The sequence below is a fragment of the Enterobacter sp. V89_11 genome (assembly GCF_029967775.1).
Taxonomy (GTDB): Bacteria; Pseudomonadota; Gammaproteobacteria; order Enterobacterales; family Enterobacteriaceae; genus Enterobacter; species Enterobacter ludwigii.
The window spans coordinates 210,107-226,033 of record NZ_JASCAN010000002.1; the positions used below are offsets into that span (position 1 = coordinate 210,107).

The window sequence follows — 15,927 nt, forward strand, 5'->3', positions numbered from 1 at the left end:
GATGGCTGATATTCGTCATGCTCAGTGCCATTGTGGCGCGGTGGCGTTTACCGTTGAACTTTCAGACGGATTAAATACCGCCCGGCGCTGCAGCTGCTCTTTTTGCCGGATGAGGGGCGCCGTGGTGGTCTCGGCACCGCTGTCAGGCATTACCGTAACAAAAGGGGCGGATAAGCTCACGGAATATCGTTTTAACACAGGAACAGCCCGCCATTTCTTCTGCTCGGTCTGCGGGATTTATACCTTCCATCAGCGGCGTTCAAATCCCAACGAATACGGCGTGAATGTGGCCTGTTTTGAAAATGTGACCCCCTTTGATTTTGCCGAAGTGGCGGTGATGGACGGCGTTAATCATCCCGCGGATGGCGACAGCGGGGTTTTCGGCTACCTCTCTTTTCGTCAAAAAGAAGCATAACTGCCGCCTGGCCAGATTTTAACAATGCGGCCTATAGTGGGGAGTGGGTATCCGAAACAGGAGAGAAATATGCTGTATGTTGAGAAAGACGATCCGCGTGAGGCGCCTGAGTCAGGTGATAAAAAGCCTCAGCCGGTCAAAAAATAGTCCGTTGATACGTTTCCCGCCACCGGCCCTGCTGGTGGCGTATTGTTTGGGGGAAACCTTAACTGCCATCCAGATGGTTCAACAGCGCGCCGAGATGCCCAACGACACCACCAAAATCAAAAATTAACGCCATCCATATAATCGCCAGAAGGGTAAGTACGGCAACTGATACACGACCAAACAATGCAGTTATCCTTAATGAAGCAAAGTCTATAAGGTGAGTGTACACGGGTTTCTTTAAACTTACCCTTAACGACATCGTCATAAATTTTCCTTTTGAGATGATTCACACATTCACTGAGGCGACAGGCGCGAAGAGAGGGAAATACGATGGGAGAGAAGAGGAGGGCTGGCTTCAGGCGTCGCAACGAAAATAACGAGCCCGCATCACGATGCGGGCTCTTGGGATCAGAACTGGTAAACCAGACCTAATGCAACGACATCATCCGTGCTAATGCCGTTATTTTTGTAGAAACTGTCATCCTCATCCAACAGGTTGATTTTATAATCAACGTAGGTGGACATGTTTTTGTTGAAGTAGTAGGTTGCGCCTACGTCAGCATATTTAACCAGATCCTGATCGCCCTGACCGTTGGCCAGGTCTTTACCTTTAGACTGCAGATAAGAAATTGCCGGGCGCAGGCCGAAGTCGAACTGATATTGCGCGGTCACTTCCACGTTTTGCGTTTTATTGGCCACGGCATCCGTATTATCGCCATAAGGGGTCATATTGCGGGTTTCAGAATACATTGCCGCCAGATAAATATTGTTGGCGTCATATTTCAGGCCTGCAGTCCAGGCATCCGCTTTATCACCACCGGCAGTGGTATTCATCACCTGCTCGTTGGTACGGTCAGAAGAGGTATAGGCAGCACCCGCGCTGATACCCATGCCAAAGTCATAGGTGGTGGAGATACCGAAGCCGTCACCGTTCTCATGGCGCGTGTCGCGACCATTGTTGGTGCCTTCCTGGTTGTTGCTGGCATCTTCGTTCTTACCCTGATACTGCAGGGCAAAGTTCAGACCCTGTACCAGACCATAGAAGTCAGTGTTACGGTAGGTTGCGACCCCGTTGGCACGGCCAGTCATAAAGTTGTCTGCATTGGTGTAAGAGTCACCACCGAATTCAGGCAACATATCGGTCCAGCCTTCCACGTCGTACAGAACGCCGTAGTTACGACCGTAATCGAAGGAGCCATAGTCACCGACTTTAATACCGGCGAAGGCCAGACGCGTCCATGACTGGTTATCAGACCCTTCAGTGTTATTGGCCTGGATGTTGTATTCCCACTGGGCGTAACCGGTCATCATGTTGTTGATCTGGGTTTCACCCTTGAAGCCCAGACGCATGTAAGTTTGATCGCCATCTTTAGAGGCATCGTCGGAGAAGTAATGCAGACCATCTACTTTTCCGTACAGATCTAATTTGTTGCCGTCTTTATTATAAATTTCTGCAGCATGCGCAGCGCCAGCCATTAACAGCGCTGGAATCATCAGGGCCAGTACTTTTCTTTGCATTTTGGAATTCCTTTGCAGTTGTTTTTATTTAATTACGTATTGAACTTTCCGCACGAGAAAGCTGTCTCATGCTAAATCACTCCTGACCAAGAATAATAAAATATAATTGTTACGAGTTAAGTTAATTCTTAACCGGATTATGCGACGGAAATAGTCATTGGTTTTATGAATGATTTAAAGCTAATCATATTAAATAAAAATTATTAATTGCCCCTTAAATCAGATAATCTCAGCGGCGTTATATGCCTTTAAGATTTTTCATCCATAATTTATGTGAATGTCATTTAGTGAATTAACGTGATATTCATTAATTATCTGGACTCGCCCGGTGTGAATACATCGGGCTTTTTTTATGGCAAAAAAATGCCCGGACAAGCCGGGCAGAGGGAGAGTCAGTCGCGGGTGGGTTTTTCCGCTTTTCCGGCCATTTGCGCCAGGAAATCATACCGTTTTTGCAGATCGGCGGCGGCATCTTTCCACAACTGCTCGGCCACCTCTGGTTGTTGCGCGTTGAGGCGACGGAAGCGCTGTTCCTGCATTAACGTTTCGGCCAACGCATCGGAAGGCGGGCGTGAATCCAGCGCCAGAGGCAATTTACCTTCATCGGCGCGGCGCGGGTCGAACCGGTAGAGCGGCCAGAAGCCGGTTGCGGTCAGCTGGCGCATCTGATCGTGGCTGAGTGCCAGGTCGTAGCCATGCTCTTCACACGGGCTGTAGGCAATGATCAGCGACGGACCCGGGTAGGCTTCCGCTTCCTGAATGGCTTTCACCGTCTGGTTCAGCTGCGCGCCCAGCGAGATTTGCGCGACATACACATGGCCGTACATCATCATGCTGACGCCGAGATCTTTACGCGCCTTGCGCTTGCCGTGTTCACCAAACTTAGTTACTGCGCCAAGCGGGGTAGCTTTTGACGCCTGGCCACCGGTGTTGGAATAGCACTGCGTATCCAGAACCAGAATGTTGACGTTTTCGGTAAGGCTTAACACGTGATCCAGCCCGCCAAAGCCGATGTCATACGCCCAGCCGTCACCGCCAATCAGCCAGATTGATTTTTCCACCAGCGCGTCAGCGTCGGTCAACAGCTGCCCGGCACCTTCTACGCCCTGCAGAGCGTTGCGCAGTTCCGCAACCTGCTCACGACGACGTTCTGGCGTTGCATCGGCGTGCAACGCCTCATTCAGCTCCGCCGGGATGTGGCCAGCAAACTGTTCCAGTAACCGCATCACGCGTGCGCGGTGCTGGTCAACGGTCAGACGGAAGCCCAGACCAAACTCGGCGTTATCCTCAAACAACGAGTTCGCCCATGCCGGACCGCGACCATGGGCATCGGTGGTGTACGGCGTGGAAGGCAGATTACCGCCATAGATTGATGAACAGCCCGTGGCGTTAGCGATCAACATTCTGTCGCCGTACAGTTGCGTGAGCAGCTTGATATACGGCGTTTCACCGCAGCCGGAGCAGGCGCCTGAATATTCGAACAGCGGAGTAATGAGCTGCGAGGTACGAATATCAATACGCTCCAGCTTGCTGCGGTCGATCTCCGGCAGGTTCAGGAAGAAGTCATAATTTACCTTCTCTTCTTCGACATGCTCGAGGCGCGACATCATATTGATGGCTTTGATGTCCGGATCCTGACGATCTTTCGCCGGACAGACCTCAACGCACAGATTACATCCGGTGCAATCTTCCGGAGCGACCTGCAGAACATACTTCTGTCCGCGCATATCACGGGATTTCACATCAAGTGAATGCAGGCTGGCCGGGGCGTCTTCCATCGCTTCCGGGGAGACCACTTTGGCACGAATGGCCGAGTGCGGGCAGGCTGCCACGCAGTGGTTACACTGGGTACACAGCTCCTCTTTCCAGATGGGGATTTCTTCGGCGATGTTGCGTTTTTCCCAGCGCGTGGTGCCCATCGGCCAGGTGCCATCCGGTGGCAGCGCGGAGACGGGAAGGGCATCACCCAGCCCGGCCAGCATGGCTGCCGTCACGGTTTTCACGAAATCCGGTGCCGCGTCAGAAACCACCGGTGGACGGTTCGGGCTGGACGCATCAACCGCTTGCAGCGGTACTTCAAATAAAGACTCGCGTGCCAGCGCCAGCGCCTGCCAGTTACGCTCGACCAGCTCCTGACCTTTACTGCTGTAGCTTTTGGCAATCGCCCCCTGCAGTTCCATTAGCGCGCTGTCTCCCGGCAGGATCTGCGTCAGGTGGAAGAAGGCCATTTGCATCACGGTGTTAATTCGCGCGGCAAGGCCACACTCGCGGGCAATTTTTGCAGCGTTAATGACGTAGAAGCGGGCTTTTTTCTGGTTCAGCACCGCCTGCACTTCCTGCGGCAGTCGCGACCAGACTTCATCCACGCTGTACGGCGTATTGAGCAGGAAAATACCGCCCGGTTTCAGGCGCTCTGCCATCTGGTACTTATCGATGAACTGCAGCTGGTGACAGCCCACAAAATCAGCCTGCGAGATAAGGTATGCCGAGCGGATAGGGTGCTCGCTGACGCGCAGATGGGAAACGGTCAGCCCGCCTGCTTTTTTGGAGTCGTAGACAAAATACCCCTGGGCATACCACGACGTGGAGTTCCCGATAATCTTAATGTTGTTCTTGGTCGCGGAGACGCTACCGTCGCTGCCCAGTCCATAAAACAGCGCCTCAAGTTTTGCGGTGGAAGGCAGCGTGTTTTCCGGCAGGGGCAGAGAGAGGTTGGTCACGTCATCATAAATACCGACGGTAAAGCGCGGTTTTGGTTTAGCCTCGCTCAGCTCATTAAACACCGCCAGCACACAGTCCGGGCCAAACTCTTTGGAGGACAACCCATAGCGACCCCCGATCACGCGCGGCAGTGTTTCGCGCTCACCGCAATTAAACGCTTCAGCCAGCGCGGACATGACGTCCAGATACAGAGGTTCTGCGTGGGCGCCAGGCTCTTTAGTGCGATCGAGCACCGCCACGGTGCGCGCGCTTTCCGGCAGGGCGGAGAGCAAATGTCGCGCGGAAAACGGTCGGTAGAGCCGCACTTTGAGCACGCCGATTTTTTCACCACGGGTCAGCAGTTCATCCACCACCTCTTCACAGGTGCCAATGGCTGACCCCATGAGCACAATGACCCGTTCCGCCTGCGGATGGCCGTAGTATTCAAACGGTTTGTATTGCCGTCCGGTTGCCGCGGCAAAATCATCCATCGCCTGCTCAACGTGATCATAAACGGCGTTGTACCACGGGTTTGTTGCTTCCCGGGACTGGAAATAGGTATCCGGGTTGGCCGATGTCCCGCGGATCACCGGGTGTTCCGGGTTCAGCGCACGGGCGCGATGCGCGTCGATCTCCGCCTGCGGCAGAAGATTGAGGAGGGTGTCGTCAGCCAGCGGAACGATTTTATTGATTTCGTGAGAGGTACGAAAACCATCAAAGAAATGAATAAAGGGCACGCGACTCTTCAGCGTCGCCATATGCGAAATTAACGCGAAGTCCTGTGCTTCCTGAACGCTGCTGGCGCACAGCATGGCGCAACCGGTCTGGCGGACGGCCATCACGTCTGAGTGATCGCCAAAGATGGAGAGGGCGTGTGTCGCAACGGTTCGTGCGGCAACGTGAAGCACAAACGGGGTAAGTTGTCCTGCCAGTTTATAGAGCGTCGGGATCATCAACAATAATCCCTGCGACGACGTGAATGACGTCGACAGAGCACCGGTCTGCAGCGCTCCGTGGACGGTCGCGATAGCGCCAGCCTCAGACTGCATTTCCACGACTCTTGGGACATCGCCCCAGACGTTTTTCAGTCCGTTTCCCGCCCAGGCATCGGCCTGCTCGGCCATCGTAGAACTTGGCGTAATTGGGTAGATGGCGATAACTTCACTGGTGCGAAACGCGACGGACGCGACTGCACCATTACCGTCAATAGTTTGCATAGGACAACACCCTTACATTGCGCAAAAAAAGGAGCCCGAAAAAAACACAACGGGCTTTGAATATTATTCCCTTAGTTTAGCAAAGGTCGGATTTTACGATTTTCGCTTTTGTGTCCTCGGTATTCTCGACATCAATGAGTAGATCAATCTTTTGGCGAAAAAATTGCGAGAAATTGTTTCAGGAGCGCATAAATACGCACTTTCGCTCTCGACGACACGGCATGTGATGCCTATTATGCATAGGTTTCGCATTATTAATGGGGGAGAGAGCATGCGTTCAGCATTTTGGGTCGGGTGTGCCGCGTTATTATTATCGGCATGCAGCAGTGAACCTGTTCAGCAGGCAACGGCGGCACACGTAACGCCGGGAATGAAAGCGGCGATGTCCAGCTCTGGACAAGCCAACTGCGCGATGATTGGCGGCTCGCTGTCTGTTGCCCGCCAGCTTGACGGCTCAGCTATCGGGATGTGCGCATTGCCAAACGGCAAACGCTGCAGTGAACAGTCGCTTGCCGTAGGATCCTGCGGAAACTACTGATTACTCCGCACGCTTAAACATCAGCGTTTTATCGGCTGTCGCCAGCGTTAACTGGTCTTCAGTCAGGTCGACCTGCGCCCCTTTGCGCAGCATGTCGCCAATGGCCTGATCCAGTTCGTTTAACTGTGGTTCGGTACAGAGCTTGCGCGTCATGGCGAGCGTTTTGACCTTGAGCTCACCTTCGGACAATTTCCCCTGTCCGTTAAACGTGTTACACATCACGCCGGAAACGCTAATGTTATTAACCAGGCTGATATCAGACAGGGCTTTGAAGCTGATCTCTGGTTGCGTTGTCGTGGCCTTAACGGCTTTCCCGTCCACATTCTCCAGCACAAAACGGTGGCTCTTAAGTTGGTCCGGCTGAACGGAGGCTTTACCAGGATTAACGCACCCGGTGAGGACAAGACTGATAACACTTAACGCAATGAGCTTTTTCATTTTTCTTCTCAGACGATAGATACTGTGAATCTTTTTTTCAGTGTAACGATACTCTGCCGTGCGTTAATGGGGTTTATCTGAAAGTGCGGGCGGGTACCGGGCAACGTTGTCGTTGCCCGCAATACGATCAGTGCGATTTAAACCCTGCGGCCGTCATTAACATGCGAAAGAGCATACTGACCGCCGCGAGTGCCAGTACGCTGCCGCCCCAGATAATGGCCAGCCACATGACTCTTTTCCAGAAAGGTTGTTGCATCAGTGATAACCCTCTCCATGCTGTACTTTTCCGCGAAACACGTAGTAACTCCAGAAGGTGTAGACCAGAATCACGGGAATGATCAACAACGCGCCCACCAGCATAAAGCCCTGACTTTGTGTCGGAGCCGCCGCCTGCCAGAGCGTGATTGACGGGGGAATAATGTGCGGCCAGATGCTGATCCCAAGTCCGCTAAAGCCGAGAAAAATCAGCCCTAACGTCAGGATAAACGGCAGATGATGGCTCTCTGGGTTATTCAGGCAACGCCACTGACACAGGCTCAGGATCACCACCAGCGCCGGCACGGGCAGCAGGAAGAAAAGATTCGGCAGGGTAAACCAGCGCGCGGCGATGGCCGGCTGCGCCAGTGGCGTCCAGATGCTGATTGCTGCAATGAATACCAGAAGCAGGATCAGTAGCGTTCTGGATACCCGTCGCATTCGCTGTTGCAGCGCGTTTTCGCTTTTCATCACCAGCCATGTCGAGCCTAACAGCGCGTAGGCCACCACCAGACCTGCGCCGCAGAACAGGTTAAAAACGGTCAGCCAGTCGAACGGTCCGCCACTGTAGGCACGCCCGGTGACGCTAAAGCCGTTGATCACTGCGCCCACCGTCATGCCCTGGGTAAAGGTCGCCAGGATCGAACCGCCGATAAACGCTTTGTCCCAGAAAGGGCGGTGTGCCGGCGTGGCTTTAAAACGAAACTCAAATGCCACACCCCGGAAAATAAGTCCGATCAGCATTAACGTCAGCGGAATAGTGAGGGCATCAATAATGACCGCATAGGCCAGCGGAAACGCGCCAAACAGCGCTGCACCGCCGAGCACCAGCCAGGTTTCATTGCCGTCCCAGACCGGCGCAACGCTGTTCACCATCACATCGCGATCGTCGGCATCAGGGGTAGCCGGGAACAGGATACCTATCCCCAGATCAAAACCATCCATCACGATATACATCAGCGTGGCAAAGACGATGATAACAAACCAGATAATGGAAAGATCGATACCCATTATGGTTGCTCCTTATGTTCAGTAGTAACGGCAGAAAGCGGGCGTGCGGGACGTCCATCGGACTCGGTGGCAAACGATTCATGAGGCTGAGGTCCTTTTTTAATCAGGCGGACCATATAGCTGTAACCCACGCCAAATACGGAGGTGTAGACGACGAAGAAGGCCAGCAGACTCGCGCTCATATGCAAGTCACCATGGGCAGAAACCGCATCCTTCGTTCGCTGAAGCCCGTAGACGACCCAAGGCTGGCGGCCCACTTCGGTAGTGACCCATCCGGCCAGGATGGCAATCAGCCCGGTGGGTCCCATCAGGAGGGCAAACCACAGGAAGGGACGCGAAGCGTACACGCGCTTTTTATAACGTAACCAGAGCGCCGTCACCCCAAGCAGCAGCATCAGCATGCCTAAGCCCGCCATAATGCGGAATGACCAGAAGACGATGGTGGAATTTGGCCGGTCTTCTTTTGGAAATTCTTTCAGTGCCGGAACCTGTTTGTCGAGGCTGTGCGTCAGAATAAGGCTGCCAAGCGCCGGGATCTCCAGCCCAAAGCGGGTGCGCTCCTGTTCCATATCCGGCCAGCCAAACAGCAGCAGCGGGGTGGGTTCACCCGGTGGGTTCTCCCAGTGGCCTTCAATGGCTGCTATTTTAGCGGGCTGGTGCTTCAGGGTGTTCAACCCGTGCATATCACCCACCATCGCCTGAAGGGGAGCCACAATCAGGGTCATCCACAGCGCCATGGAAAACATCGCGCGGATGGCGGGGGTGTTGTTTCCGTGCAGCAAATGCCAGGCTGCGGATGCGCCGACAAACAGGGCGCTACTCAGGAAGGCCGCTATCGACATATGCAGCAGGCGATACGGGAAGGAGGGGTTAAACACCACGGCAAACCAGTCTACCGGCACCACCTGTCCGTTGACGATTTCAAATCCCTGTGGCGTCTGCATCCAGCTGTTTGATGAGAGGATCCAGAAGGTTGAGATAATGGTCCCCAGTGCCACCATACAGGTTGCAAAGAAATGCAGACCCGGCCCGACTTTATTCCAGCCGAACAGCATAACGCCGAGGAATCCTGCCTCGAGGAAAAAGGCAGTAAGCACTTCGTAGGTCAGGAGCGGGCCGGTAATACTGCCGGCAAATTGTGAAAACCCACTCCAGTTGGTCCCAAACTGGTAGGCCATGACCAGCCCGGAGACCACGCCCATACCGAAGTTAACGGCAAAAATCTTCGACCAGAAATGGTACAGCGAACGCCAGACCGGGTTTTTGGTTTTCAGCCACAGGCCTTCTAGCACAGCGAGATAACTCGCCAGACCGATGGTAATAGCCGGGAAAATAATGTGGAAGGATACGGTAAAGGCAAACTGTATCCGTGCAAGATGAAAAGCATCTAAACCAAACATGCACAACCTCAATGTCAAACGGTGTGCTGTTATGGTATAGGGGCGAAATAACGAGTATCAGACGCAGAAAAGCGAAATTTACCTATAACAGTTCATGAAAACATCACGCTTTGCACATCTGATATAGCTTGCGTGAAAGAATAAAAAAATTATTTTTATGAAATTTATGCATTAAACAGCTTGCCTTGTTATCAACAACATGCGTTAATGGCTCTCTGGGTTTGAGTCCAAATAAACATCTGACGTAGTTTTATAAAGCAGTTCTCATCACGTTGTGCCTCTCCGCAGCCTCTCTTGGGTCTTTTTCTACACTCCGATTAGTTTTTGTTTCAAACCACTATCGCCTGAAGGGCCCATTAAGCAATTAACGTTTTTACGTTTACAGGAGAATCCTATGACTTCTTATATCCATTTCCGCTGCCCATGCTGCCATGGTTCGCAGTACCGTACCTCAGCTTTTGATGTGTCTGAGAAAAACCCGTTCGGTGCAAAATGCATTTTTTGCAAATCGTCGATGATTACCCTCGATCATCTGGCCGCTGCCCGCCACGCTCAGCGTAACGTCACCGAACTGCGTAAGTAATGCATCTGGCTAACTATAACAGTTAGCAAAATCTTCTCTTTTTCTCCTGCTGATATACACTGTCGGTCATAAGGAGAATCTGATGAAAAAATACCAGCGTCTGGCGCAACAAATTATCTCGCAGATCGAGCTTGGCGTATGGTTGCCGGGCGATAAGCTGCCTTCTCTGCGAGAGCAGGTCGCGAGCAGCGGCATGAGTTTTATGACCGTGGGCCACGCGTATCAGATGCTGGAAAGCCAGGGGCGTATCGTCGCCAGGCCGCAGTCGGGCTATTACGTTGCCTCGCGCCCGACCGCACACCAACCTGCGCCGCCTGCCCAGGTGATGCGGGACGAAGTGGTGGATATCAACACCTATATCTTCGACGTATTACAGGCCAGCCGCGACCCGTCGGTGGTTCCTTTCGCTTCTGCTTTCCCCGACCCCCGGCTTTTCCCGCTGCAGCAACTTAACCGTTCGCTGGCCAATGTCAGTAAAACCGCCACAGCAATGAGCGTAATTGAGAACCTGCCTCCGGGTAACGTTGACCTTCGCCACGCCATTGCCCGCCGCTATGCGCAGCAGGGAATGAATATCTCGCCGGATGAGATTGTCATTACCGCAGGGGCACTCGAAGCCCTGAATCTTAGCCTGCAGGCCGTTACCGAGCCTGGTGACTGGGTGATTGTCGAAAACCCCTGTTTCTATGGTGCACTGCAGGCGCTTGAACGCCTGAAACTCAAAGCGCTGTCGGTGGCGACGGACGTCCGCGAAGGGATCGATCTGAATGCGCTTGAGCAGGCGCTCAATGAGTATCCGGTCAAAGCCTGCTGGCTCATGACCAACAGTCAAAATCCCCTCGGCTTCACGCTCAGCGCAGAAAAAAAAGCGCACCTGGTCGCGCTTCTCGCCAGGCACAACGTCACCCTGATCGAAGATGATGTCTACAGCGAACTCTATTTTGGCCGGGAGAAACCCCTGCCAGCGAAAGCATGGGATCGTGACGATATGACGCTGCACTGCTCGTCCTTCTCGAAATGTCTGGTGGCGGGGTTTCGCATCGGCTGGGTGGCGGCAGGTAAACATGCGCGACGCATTCAGCAGCTACAGCTGATGAGCACCTTATCGACCAGTTCACCCATGCAGCTGGCGCTGGTGGATTACCTGGCGACAAAACGCTATGACGCCCATCTTCGCCGCCTGCGACGCACGCTGGCCGAACGCAAACAGCAGGCGTGGCAGTCGCTTTTACGCCATATGCCGGCAGGCGTAAAAATTCATCACAACGACAGCGGCTATTTTTTATGGCTGGAACTCCCGGCGCAGCTGGACGCCGGACTGCTGAGTGAGAAAGCGCTAATGCACCACATCAGTATTGCCCCCGGTAAGATGTTTTCGACCTCTGACGCCTGGACACCGTTCTTCCGGTTTAATACCTCCTGGGCGTGGGGGGAGCGGGAAGAACAGGCTGTGATTCAGTTAGGGAAATTAATTAGCAGCATGCTCGAATAATAATCTCCGCACCTTTCTAAAATAATCATTCCTTATCCTGATGGCGGCACGGCGAATATTCCGCAGTACCGCATCATAGGAAATCTGCATACCGCCTCTCAACGCTAACTCCTTGTCTATAATCCAGTTAACGGGGAATGCGCCCTCGGTCACACCTTGATGAAATTTCTTTAAGCCGCACGGTGCGGCGCATTTGCGCGGTCTACGTTTAATAAGGGAGATATTTTTACGGCACGGCTGCCGCTAAATTTCATTGCGACAGGAGTAATTCTTATGAGCAAAAAATTTGCCCGCAGCAGCCTGTGCGCGCTCGGCATGACCCTCATGACAGCGCACGCCGCAGAGCCACCGAAGGCAATCGGCGACGGGGAAGGACGACTGGATATTATTGCCTGGCCCGGGTACATCGAACGGGGACAAACCGATAAAAATTATGACTGGGTCACGCAGTTCGAAAAAGAGACCGGCTGCGCGGTGAACGTTAAAACCGCGGCCACCTCGGATGAAATGGTTAGCCTGATGGCGAAAGGCGGATACGATCTGGTCACTGCCTCGGGCGATGCCTCACTGCGCCTGATCATGGGGAAACGCGTTCAGCCGATTAACCCCGACCTTATCCCAAACTGGAAAACTCTCGACCCGCGGATCGTCAAAGGTGAATGGTTTAACGTCGGCGGCAACGTCTACGGCACGCCGTATCAGTGGGGGCCAAACCTGCTGATGTACAACAGCAAAACGTTCCCGACGCCGCCGGACAGCTGGAGCGTCGTCTTTACGAAACAGAATTTACCTGACGGTAAAACCAATCAGGGCCGCGTGCAGGCCTATGATGGCCCGATTTACATCGCCGATGCGGCGCTGTTTGTCAAAGCCACGCAGCCGCAGCTGGGTATCACCGACCCGTACCAGCTAACAGAAAAACAGTATGCCGCCGTACTGAAGGTATTGCGTGACCAGCATGCGCTGATCCACCGCTACTGGCATGACACCACCGTTCAGATGAGCGACTTTAAAAATGAAGGCGTAGTGGCCTCCAGCGCCTGGCCCTATCAGGCCAATGCCCTGAAAGCGGAGAACCAGCCTGTCGCCACTGTTTTCCCGAAAGAAGGGGTAACCGGCTGGGCGGACACCACCATGCTGCACGCGCAGGCCAAGCACCCGATGTGCGCCTACAAATGGATGAACTGGTCGCTGACGCCTAAAGTGCAGGGCGATCTGGCGGCCTGGTTTGGCTCGCTGCCCGTGGTACCGGAAGGGTGTAAAGCCAGCACATTGCTCGGCGATAAAGGCTGCGAAACGAACGGCTACAACTATTTCGACAAAATCATGTTCTGGAAAACCCCGATTGCAGAAGGCGGCAAATTCGTTCCTTACAGCCGCTGGACACAGGATTACATCGCCATCATGGGCGGCCGTTAATCGCAGGAGCAGAACATGACGTACGCAGTAGAGTTTAATGACGTTTCCCGTCTGTACGGTGACGTGCGGGCGGTGGATGGGGTCACCATTGCTATTCATGACGGAGAGTTTTTCTCCATGCTGGGGCCTTCGGGCTCCGGCAAAACTACCTGCCTGCGTCTGATAGCCGGTTTTGAGCAGCTGTCAGGCGGCGCAATCAAAATCTTCGGTAAAGAGGCGAGCGCACTTCCCCCCTGGGAACGCGATGTGAATACCGTGTTCCAGGATTATGCGTTGTTCCCGCATATGTCGATCCTCGACAACGTCGCGTACGGGCTCATGGTCAAAGGTATCGACAAGAAAACGCGGCATGCGCAGGCGCGTCAAGCGCTGGAAAAAGTGGGACTAAGCTTTGCTGTCACGCGTAAGCCTTCGCAGCTTTCCGGCGGGCAACGTCAACGTGTCGCCATCGCGCGGGCGCTGGTCAATGAACCCCGGGTATTGCTGCTGGATGAACCGCTCGGCGCGCTCGATCTTAAACTGCGTGAGCAGATGCAGTTCGAGCTGAAAAAGCTGCAGCAGGAGCTCGGCATCACCTTTATTTTCGTCACTCACGATCAGGGGGAAGCCCTGTCGATGTCTGACCGGGTCGCGGTTTTCAATAATGGCCGCATTGAGCAAGTCGACACCCCGCGCGATCTCTATATGCGTCCAGGAACGCCCTTCGTGGCGAGCTTTGTCGGGACCTCAAACGTGTTTGACGCCGGTATGGCACACAACGTGTGCGGGATGGAAGGCATCTATTCTTTACGACCGGAACATATTCGCCTCAATGAGAGCGGTGAGGTTCAGGTTGAGGGCGTGGTGCAGGCAGTACAGTATCAGGGGGCGGCAACGCGACTTGAACTAAAACTCGCTGACGGTGCAAAACTGCTGGTCAGCCAGGCCAATTTTAGCGATGCCGCAACGCTGAGCGGCGTGACGCCGGGGCAGGCGGTGATGGCGTCGTGGTCACGTGATGCCATGGTTCGCCTGCAAGAGGAGAGGTGACATGAACACGCATGTCGCGCCGCCTCCTGCCCACCGTAGCCGCATGAGCCGCCTTACCGCACTGTTCTGGCGTAAGCCATCGCTTGGGCTGTTCCTGCTGCTGCTCGCGCCGCTAATGTGGTTTGGCATCGTTTATCTGGGATCGCTTCTCACGCTTTTATGGCAAGGGTTTTATACCTTTGACGATTTCACCATGGCGGTCACGCCGGAACTGACGTTTGCCAATATCCTGGCGCTTTTTAATCCGGCAAACTATGACATCATCCTGCGTACGCTGATGATGGCCATTGCGGTGACCATCGCCAGCGCTATCCTCGCGTTTCCGATGGCCTGGTACATGGCACGTTACACCCGTGGCAAGTGGAAGGCGTTCTTCTATATTGCCGTGATGCTGCCAATGTGGGCCAGCTATATTGTTAAAGCCTATGCCTGGACGCTGCTGCTGGCGAAAGACGGGGTAGCGCAGTGGTTTCTGAGTCACCTGGGGCTGGAGCCGATCCTGACCGCGATCCTTACGCTACCGGCCATTGGCGGAAACACGCTTTCTACCTCCGGGCTGGGGCGTTTTCTGGTGTTCGTCTATATCTGGCTGCCGTTTATGATCCTGCCGGTACAGGCGGCGCTGGAGCGGCTGCCCGCGTCGTTACTGCAGGCTTCAGCCGATCTCGGCGCGCGACCACACCAGACTTTTCGTTACGTCGTTTTGCCGCTGGCAATCCCGGGCATTGCCGCAGGGTCAATCTTCACTTTTTCCCTGACGCTGGGCGATTTCATTGTTCCACAGCTGGTGGGGCCGCCGGGGTACTTTATTGGCAATATGGTCTATTCCCAGCAGGGCGCTATCGGCAATATGCCCATGGCCGCGGCCTTCACCCTGGTACCAATTGTCCTCATCTCGCTTTATCTGGCGTTCGTGAAACGTCTGGGAGCATTCGATGCACTCTGAACGCGCACCGTTGTTCCTCAAAGTGGCAGCCTGGGGAGGCGTTATCTTCCTTCATTTCCCGCTGCTGATTATTGCGACCTACGCCTTTAACACCGAAGACGCCGCGTTCAGTTTTCCGCCGCAGGGGTTGACCTTGAAGTGGTTCACCGTGGCCGCAGGGCGTGGCGACATCATTGAATCAGTGACGTTGTCACTTCAAATCGCTGCGCTGTCGACGGCTATCGCGCTGGTGCTTGGCACGCTTGCTGCAGCGGCGCTGTGGCGAAGCGCGTTTTTTGGCAAAAATGCGATCTCGCTGTTGCTGCTGTTGCCGATTGCGTTACCGGGGATTATCACCGGTCTGGCGCTGTTGACGGCATTTAAAACCATTGATCTTGAGCCGGGTTTTTTCACCATCGTGGTCGGTCACGCCACGTTCTGCGTGGTGGTGGTGTTTAACAACGTGATTGCCCGTTTCAGACGCACCTCCTGGAGTCTGGTCGAGGCGTCAATGGATCTGGGGGCCGACGGCTGGCAAACCTTCCGTTACGTGGTCCTGCCGAATCTCGGTTCGGCGTTGCTGGCCGGGGGGATGCTGGCGTTTGCACTCTCGTTTGACGAAATCATCGTCACAACATTTACCGCGGGACACGAGCGCACGTTACCGCTGTGGTTGCTTAATCAGCTCGGGCGTCCGCGCGACGTGCCGGTCACCAACGTCGTCGCATTGCTGGTGATGCTGGTCACAACCCTACCCATTCTGGGAGCCTGGTGGCTAACCCGCGACGGCGAAAACAGTGCCGGAAGCGGGAAATAACATTGATTTCAACAGGACAATGC

16 protein-coding genes are annotated in these 15,927 nt (G+C 54.2%); 9 read left to right on the plus strand and 7 right to left on the minus strand.

Going from position 1 to position 15,927, the window contains the following annotated elements; all coding sequences use genetic code 11:
- Window position 1 precedes the first annotated feature (1 nt).
- Together QLG09_RS02625 and QLG09_RS02630 are read left to right on the plus strand one after the other, a co-directional pair.
- Window positions 2–415 (plus strand): GFA family protein, encoded by a 414-nt coding sequence (locus tag QLG09_RS02625; protein WP_020884007.1) that lies wholly within the window; start codon window positions 2–4, stop codon window positions 413–415.
- A 69-nt stretch (window positions 416–484) separates the two neighbouring features.
- Window positions 485–562, plus strand: a complete 78-nt coding sequence (locus QLG09_RS02630) for a hypothetical protein (protein WP_223263916.1) — start codon at window positions 485–487, stop codon at window positions 560–562.
- 58 nt (window positions 563–620) lie between these two features.
- Here QLG09_RS02630 and QLG09_RS02635 read toward each other — a convergent pair whose 3' ends face one another.
- The 3 genes from QLG09_RS02635 to nifJ form a co-directional block, all read right to left on the minus strand.
- Window positions 621–827, minus strand: a complete 207-nt coding sequence (locus QLG09_RS02635; RefSeq protein WP_032678257.1) for a hypothetical protein — start codon at window positions 825–827, stop codon at window positions 621–623.
- Between the two features lie 143 nt (window positions 828–970).
- Window positions 971–2,080, minus strand: a complete 1,110-nt coding sequence (locus QLG09_RS02640) for a porin OmpS2 (RefSeq protein WP_032678256.1) — start codon at window positions 2,078–2,080, stop codon at window positions 971–973.
- Between the two features lie 392 nt (window positions 2,081–2,472).
- Window positions 2,473–5,997 (minus strand): pyruvate:ferredoxin (flavodoxin) oxidoreductase, encoded by a 3,525-nt coding sequence (gene nifJ / locus QLG09_RS02645; RefSeq protein ID WP_282488720.1) that lies wholly within the window; start codon window positions 5,995–5,997, stop codon window positions 2,473–2,475.
- A gap of 271 nt (window positions 5,998–6,268) precedes the next feature.
- On the opposite strand from nifJ, the gene QLG09_RS02650 reads away from it, so the two are divergent.
- A complete protein-coding gene (locus tag QLG09_RS02650) occupies window positions 6,269–6,535 on the plus strand; it encodes a DUF333 domain-containing protein (protein WP_014170276.1) in 267 nt (88 codons plus the stop codon).
- Here QLG09_RS02650 and hslJ read toward each other — a convergent pair whose 3' ends face one another.
- The 4 genes from hslJ to QLG09_RS02670 all read right to left on the minus strand — a co-directional run bounded on the left by hslJ (window position 6,536) and on the right by QLG09_RS02670 (window position 9,639).
- Window positions 6,536–6,973, minus strand: coding sequence for a heat shock protein HslJ (gene hslJ / locus QLG09_RS02655; protein WP_014170275.1), 438 nt, complete (start codon window positions 6,971–6,973; stop codon window positions 6,536–6,538).
- 127 nt (window positions 6,974–7,100) lie between these two features.
- On the minus strand, window positions 7,101–7,229 hold the full coding sequence (locus QLG09_RS02660) for a DUF2474 domain-containing protein (protein ID WP_014170274.1): 129 nt from the start codon (window positions 7,227–7,229) through the stop codon (window positions 7,101–7,103).
- Entirely contained in the window at window positions 7,229–8,239 is a 1,011-nt protein-coding gene (gene cydB, locus QLG09_RS02665) for a cytochrome d ubiquinol oxidase subunit II (RefSeq protein WP_063214365.1), read from the minus strand. The genes QLG09_RS02660 and cydB overlap by 1 nt, the downstream gene beginning before the upstream one ends.
- Window positions 8,239–9,639: a cytochrome ubiquinol oxidase subunit I gene (locus QLG09_RS02670; RefSeq protein WP_282488721.1), complete on the minus strand. Its 1,401-nt coding sequence runs from the start codon at window positions 9,637–9,639 to the stop codon at window positions 8,239–8,241. The genes cydB and QLG09_RS02670 overlap by 1 nt, the downstream gene beginning before the upstream one ends.
- Before the next feature lie 394 nt (window positions 9,640–10,033).
- Here QLG09_RS02670 and QLG09_RS02675 point away from each other — a divergent pair, with 394 nt between their 5' ends.
- From QLG09_RS02675 to QLG09_RS02700, 6 genes are all read left to right on the plus strand, one after another.
- On the plus strand, window positions 10,034–10,222 hold the full coding sequence (locus QLG09_RS02675; protein WP_020884014.1) for a hypothetical protein: 189 nt from the start codon (window positions 10,034–10,036) through the stop codon (window positions 10,220–10,222).
- An 82-nt stretch (window positions 10,223–10,304) separates the two neighbouring features.
- On the plus strand, window positions 10,305–11,714 hold the full coding sequence (locus QLG09_RS02680) for a PLP-dependent aminotransferase family protein (protein WP_020884015.1): 1,410 nt from the start codon (window positions 10,305–10,307) through the stop codon (window positions 11,712–11,714).
- Between the two features lie 273 nt (window positions 11,715–11,987).
- Window positions 11,988–13,133, plus strand: coding sequence for a putative ABC transporter substrate-binding protein YdcS (ydcS, locus tag QLG09_RS02685; protein WP_020884016.1), 1,146 nt, complete (start codon window positions 11,988–11,990; stop codon window positions 13,131–13,133).
- A 15-nt stretch (window positions 13,134–13,148) separates the two neighbouring features.
- Window positions 13,149–14,162, plus strand: a complete 1,014-nt coding sequence (locus QLG09_RS02690; RefSeq protein ID WP_020884017.1) for an ABC transporter ATP-binding protein — start codon at window positions 13,149–13,151, stop codon at window positions 14,160–14,162.
- A 1-nt stretch (window position 14,163) separates the two neighbouring features.
- Entirely contained in the window at window positions 14,164–15,108 is a 945-nt protein-coding gene (locus tag QLG09_RS02695) for an ABC transporter permease (protein WP_049022762.1), read from the plus strand.
- Window positions 15,098–15,904, plus strand: coding sequence for an ABC transporter permease (locus QLG09_RS02700; protein WP_032680927.1), 807 nt, complete (start codon window positions 15,098–15,100; stop codon window positions 15,902–15,904). The genes QLG09_RS02695 and QLG09_RS02700 overlap by 11 nt, the downstream gene beginning before the upstream one ends.
- Window positions 15,905–15,927 lie beyond the last annotated feature (23 nt).

Bases quoted from the DNA above. Each gene is read 5' to 3' on its own strand.
- cydB (WP_063214365.1), bottom strand. From the start codon at position 8,239: ATGGGTATCGATCTTTCCATTATCTGGTTTGTTATCATCGTCTTTGCC.
- nifJ (WP_282488720.1), bottom strand. From the start codon at position 5,997: ATGCAAACTATTGACGGTAATGGTGCAGTCGCGTCCGTCGCGTTTCGC.
- QLG09_RS02690 (WP_020884017.1), top strand. From the start codon at position 13,149: ATGACGTACGCAGTAGAGTTTAATGACGTTTCCCGTCTGTACGGTGAC.
- QLG09_RS02695 (WP_049022762.1), top strand. From the start codon at position 14,164: ATGAACACGCATGTCGCGCCGCCTCCTGCCCACCGTAGCCGCATGAGC.
- QLG09_RS02660 (WP_014170274.1), bottom strand. From the start codon at position 7,229: ATGCAACAACCTTTCTGGAAAAGAGTCATGTGGCTGGCCATTATCTGG.
- QLG09_RS02680 (WP_020884015.1), top strand. From the start codon at position 10,305: ATGAAAAAATACCAGCGTCTGGCGCAACAAATTATCTCGCAGATCGAG.
- QLG09_RS02650 (WP_014170276.1), top strand. From the start codon at position 6,269: ATGCGTTCAGCATTTTGGGTCGGGTGTGCCGCGTTATTATTATCGGCA.
- ydcS (WP_020884016.1), top strand. From the start codon at position 11,988: ATGAGCAAAAAATTTGCCCGCAGCAGCCTGTGCGCGCTCGGCATGACC.
- QLG09_RS02670 (WP_282488721.1), bottom strand. From the start codon at position 9,639: ATGTTTGGTTTAGATGCTTTTCATCTTGCACGGATACAGTTTGCCTTT.
- QLG09_RS02700 (WP_032680927.1), top strand. From the start codon at position 15,098: ATGCACTCTGAACGCGCACCGTTGTTCCTCAAAGTGGCAGCCTGGGGA.
- QLG09_RS02675 (WP_020884014.1), top strand. From the start codon at position 10,034: ATGACTTCTTATATCCATTTCCGCTGCCCATGCTGCCATGGTTCGCAG.
- QLG09_RS02640 (WP_032678256.1), bottom strand. From the start codon at position 2,080: ATGCAAAGAAAAGTACTGGCCCTGATGATTCCAGCGCTGTTAATGGCT.
- QLG09_RS02625 (WP_020884007.1), top strand. From the start codon at position 2: ATGGCTGATATTCGTCATGCTCAGTGCCATTGTGGCGCGGTGGCGTTT.
- hslJ (WP_014170275.1), bottom strand. From the start codon at position 6,973: ATGAAAAAGCTCATTGCGTTAAGTGTTATCAGTCTTGTCCTCACCGGG.
- QLG09_RS02630 (WP_223263916.1), top strand. From the start codon at position 485: ATGCTGTATGTTGAGAAAGACGATCCGCGTGAGGCGCCTGAGTCAGGT.
- QLG09_RS02635 (WP_032678257.1), bottom strand. From the start codon at position 827: ATGACGATGTCGTTAAGGGTAAGTTTAAAGAAACCCGTGTACACTCAC.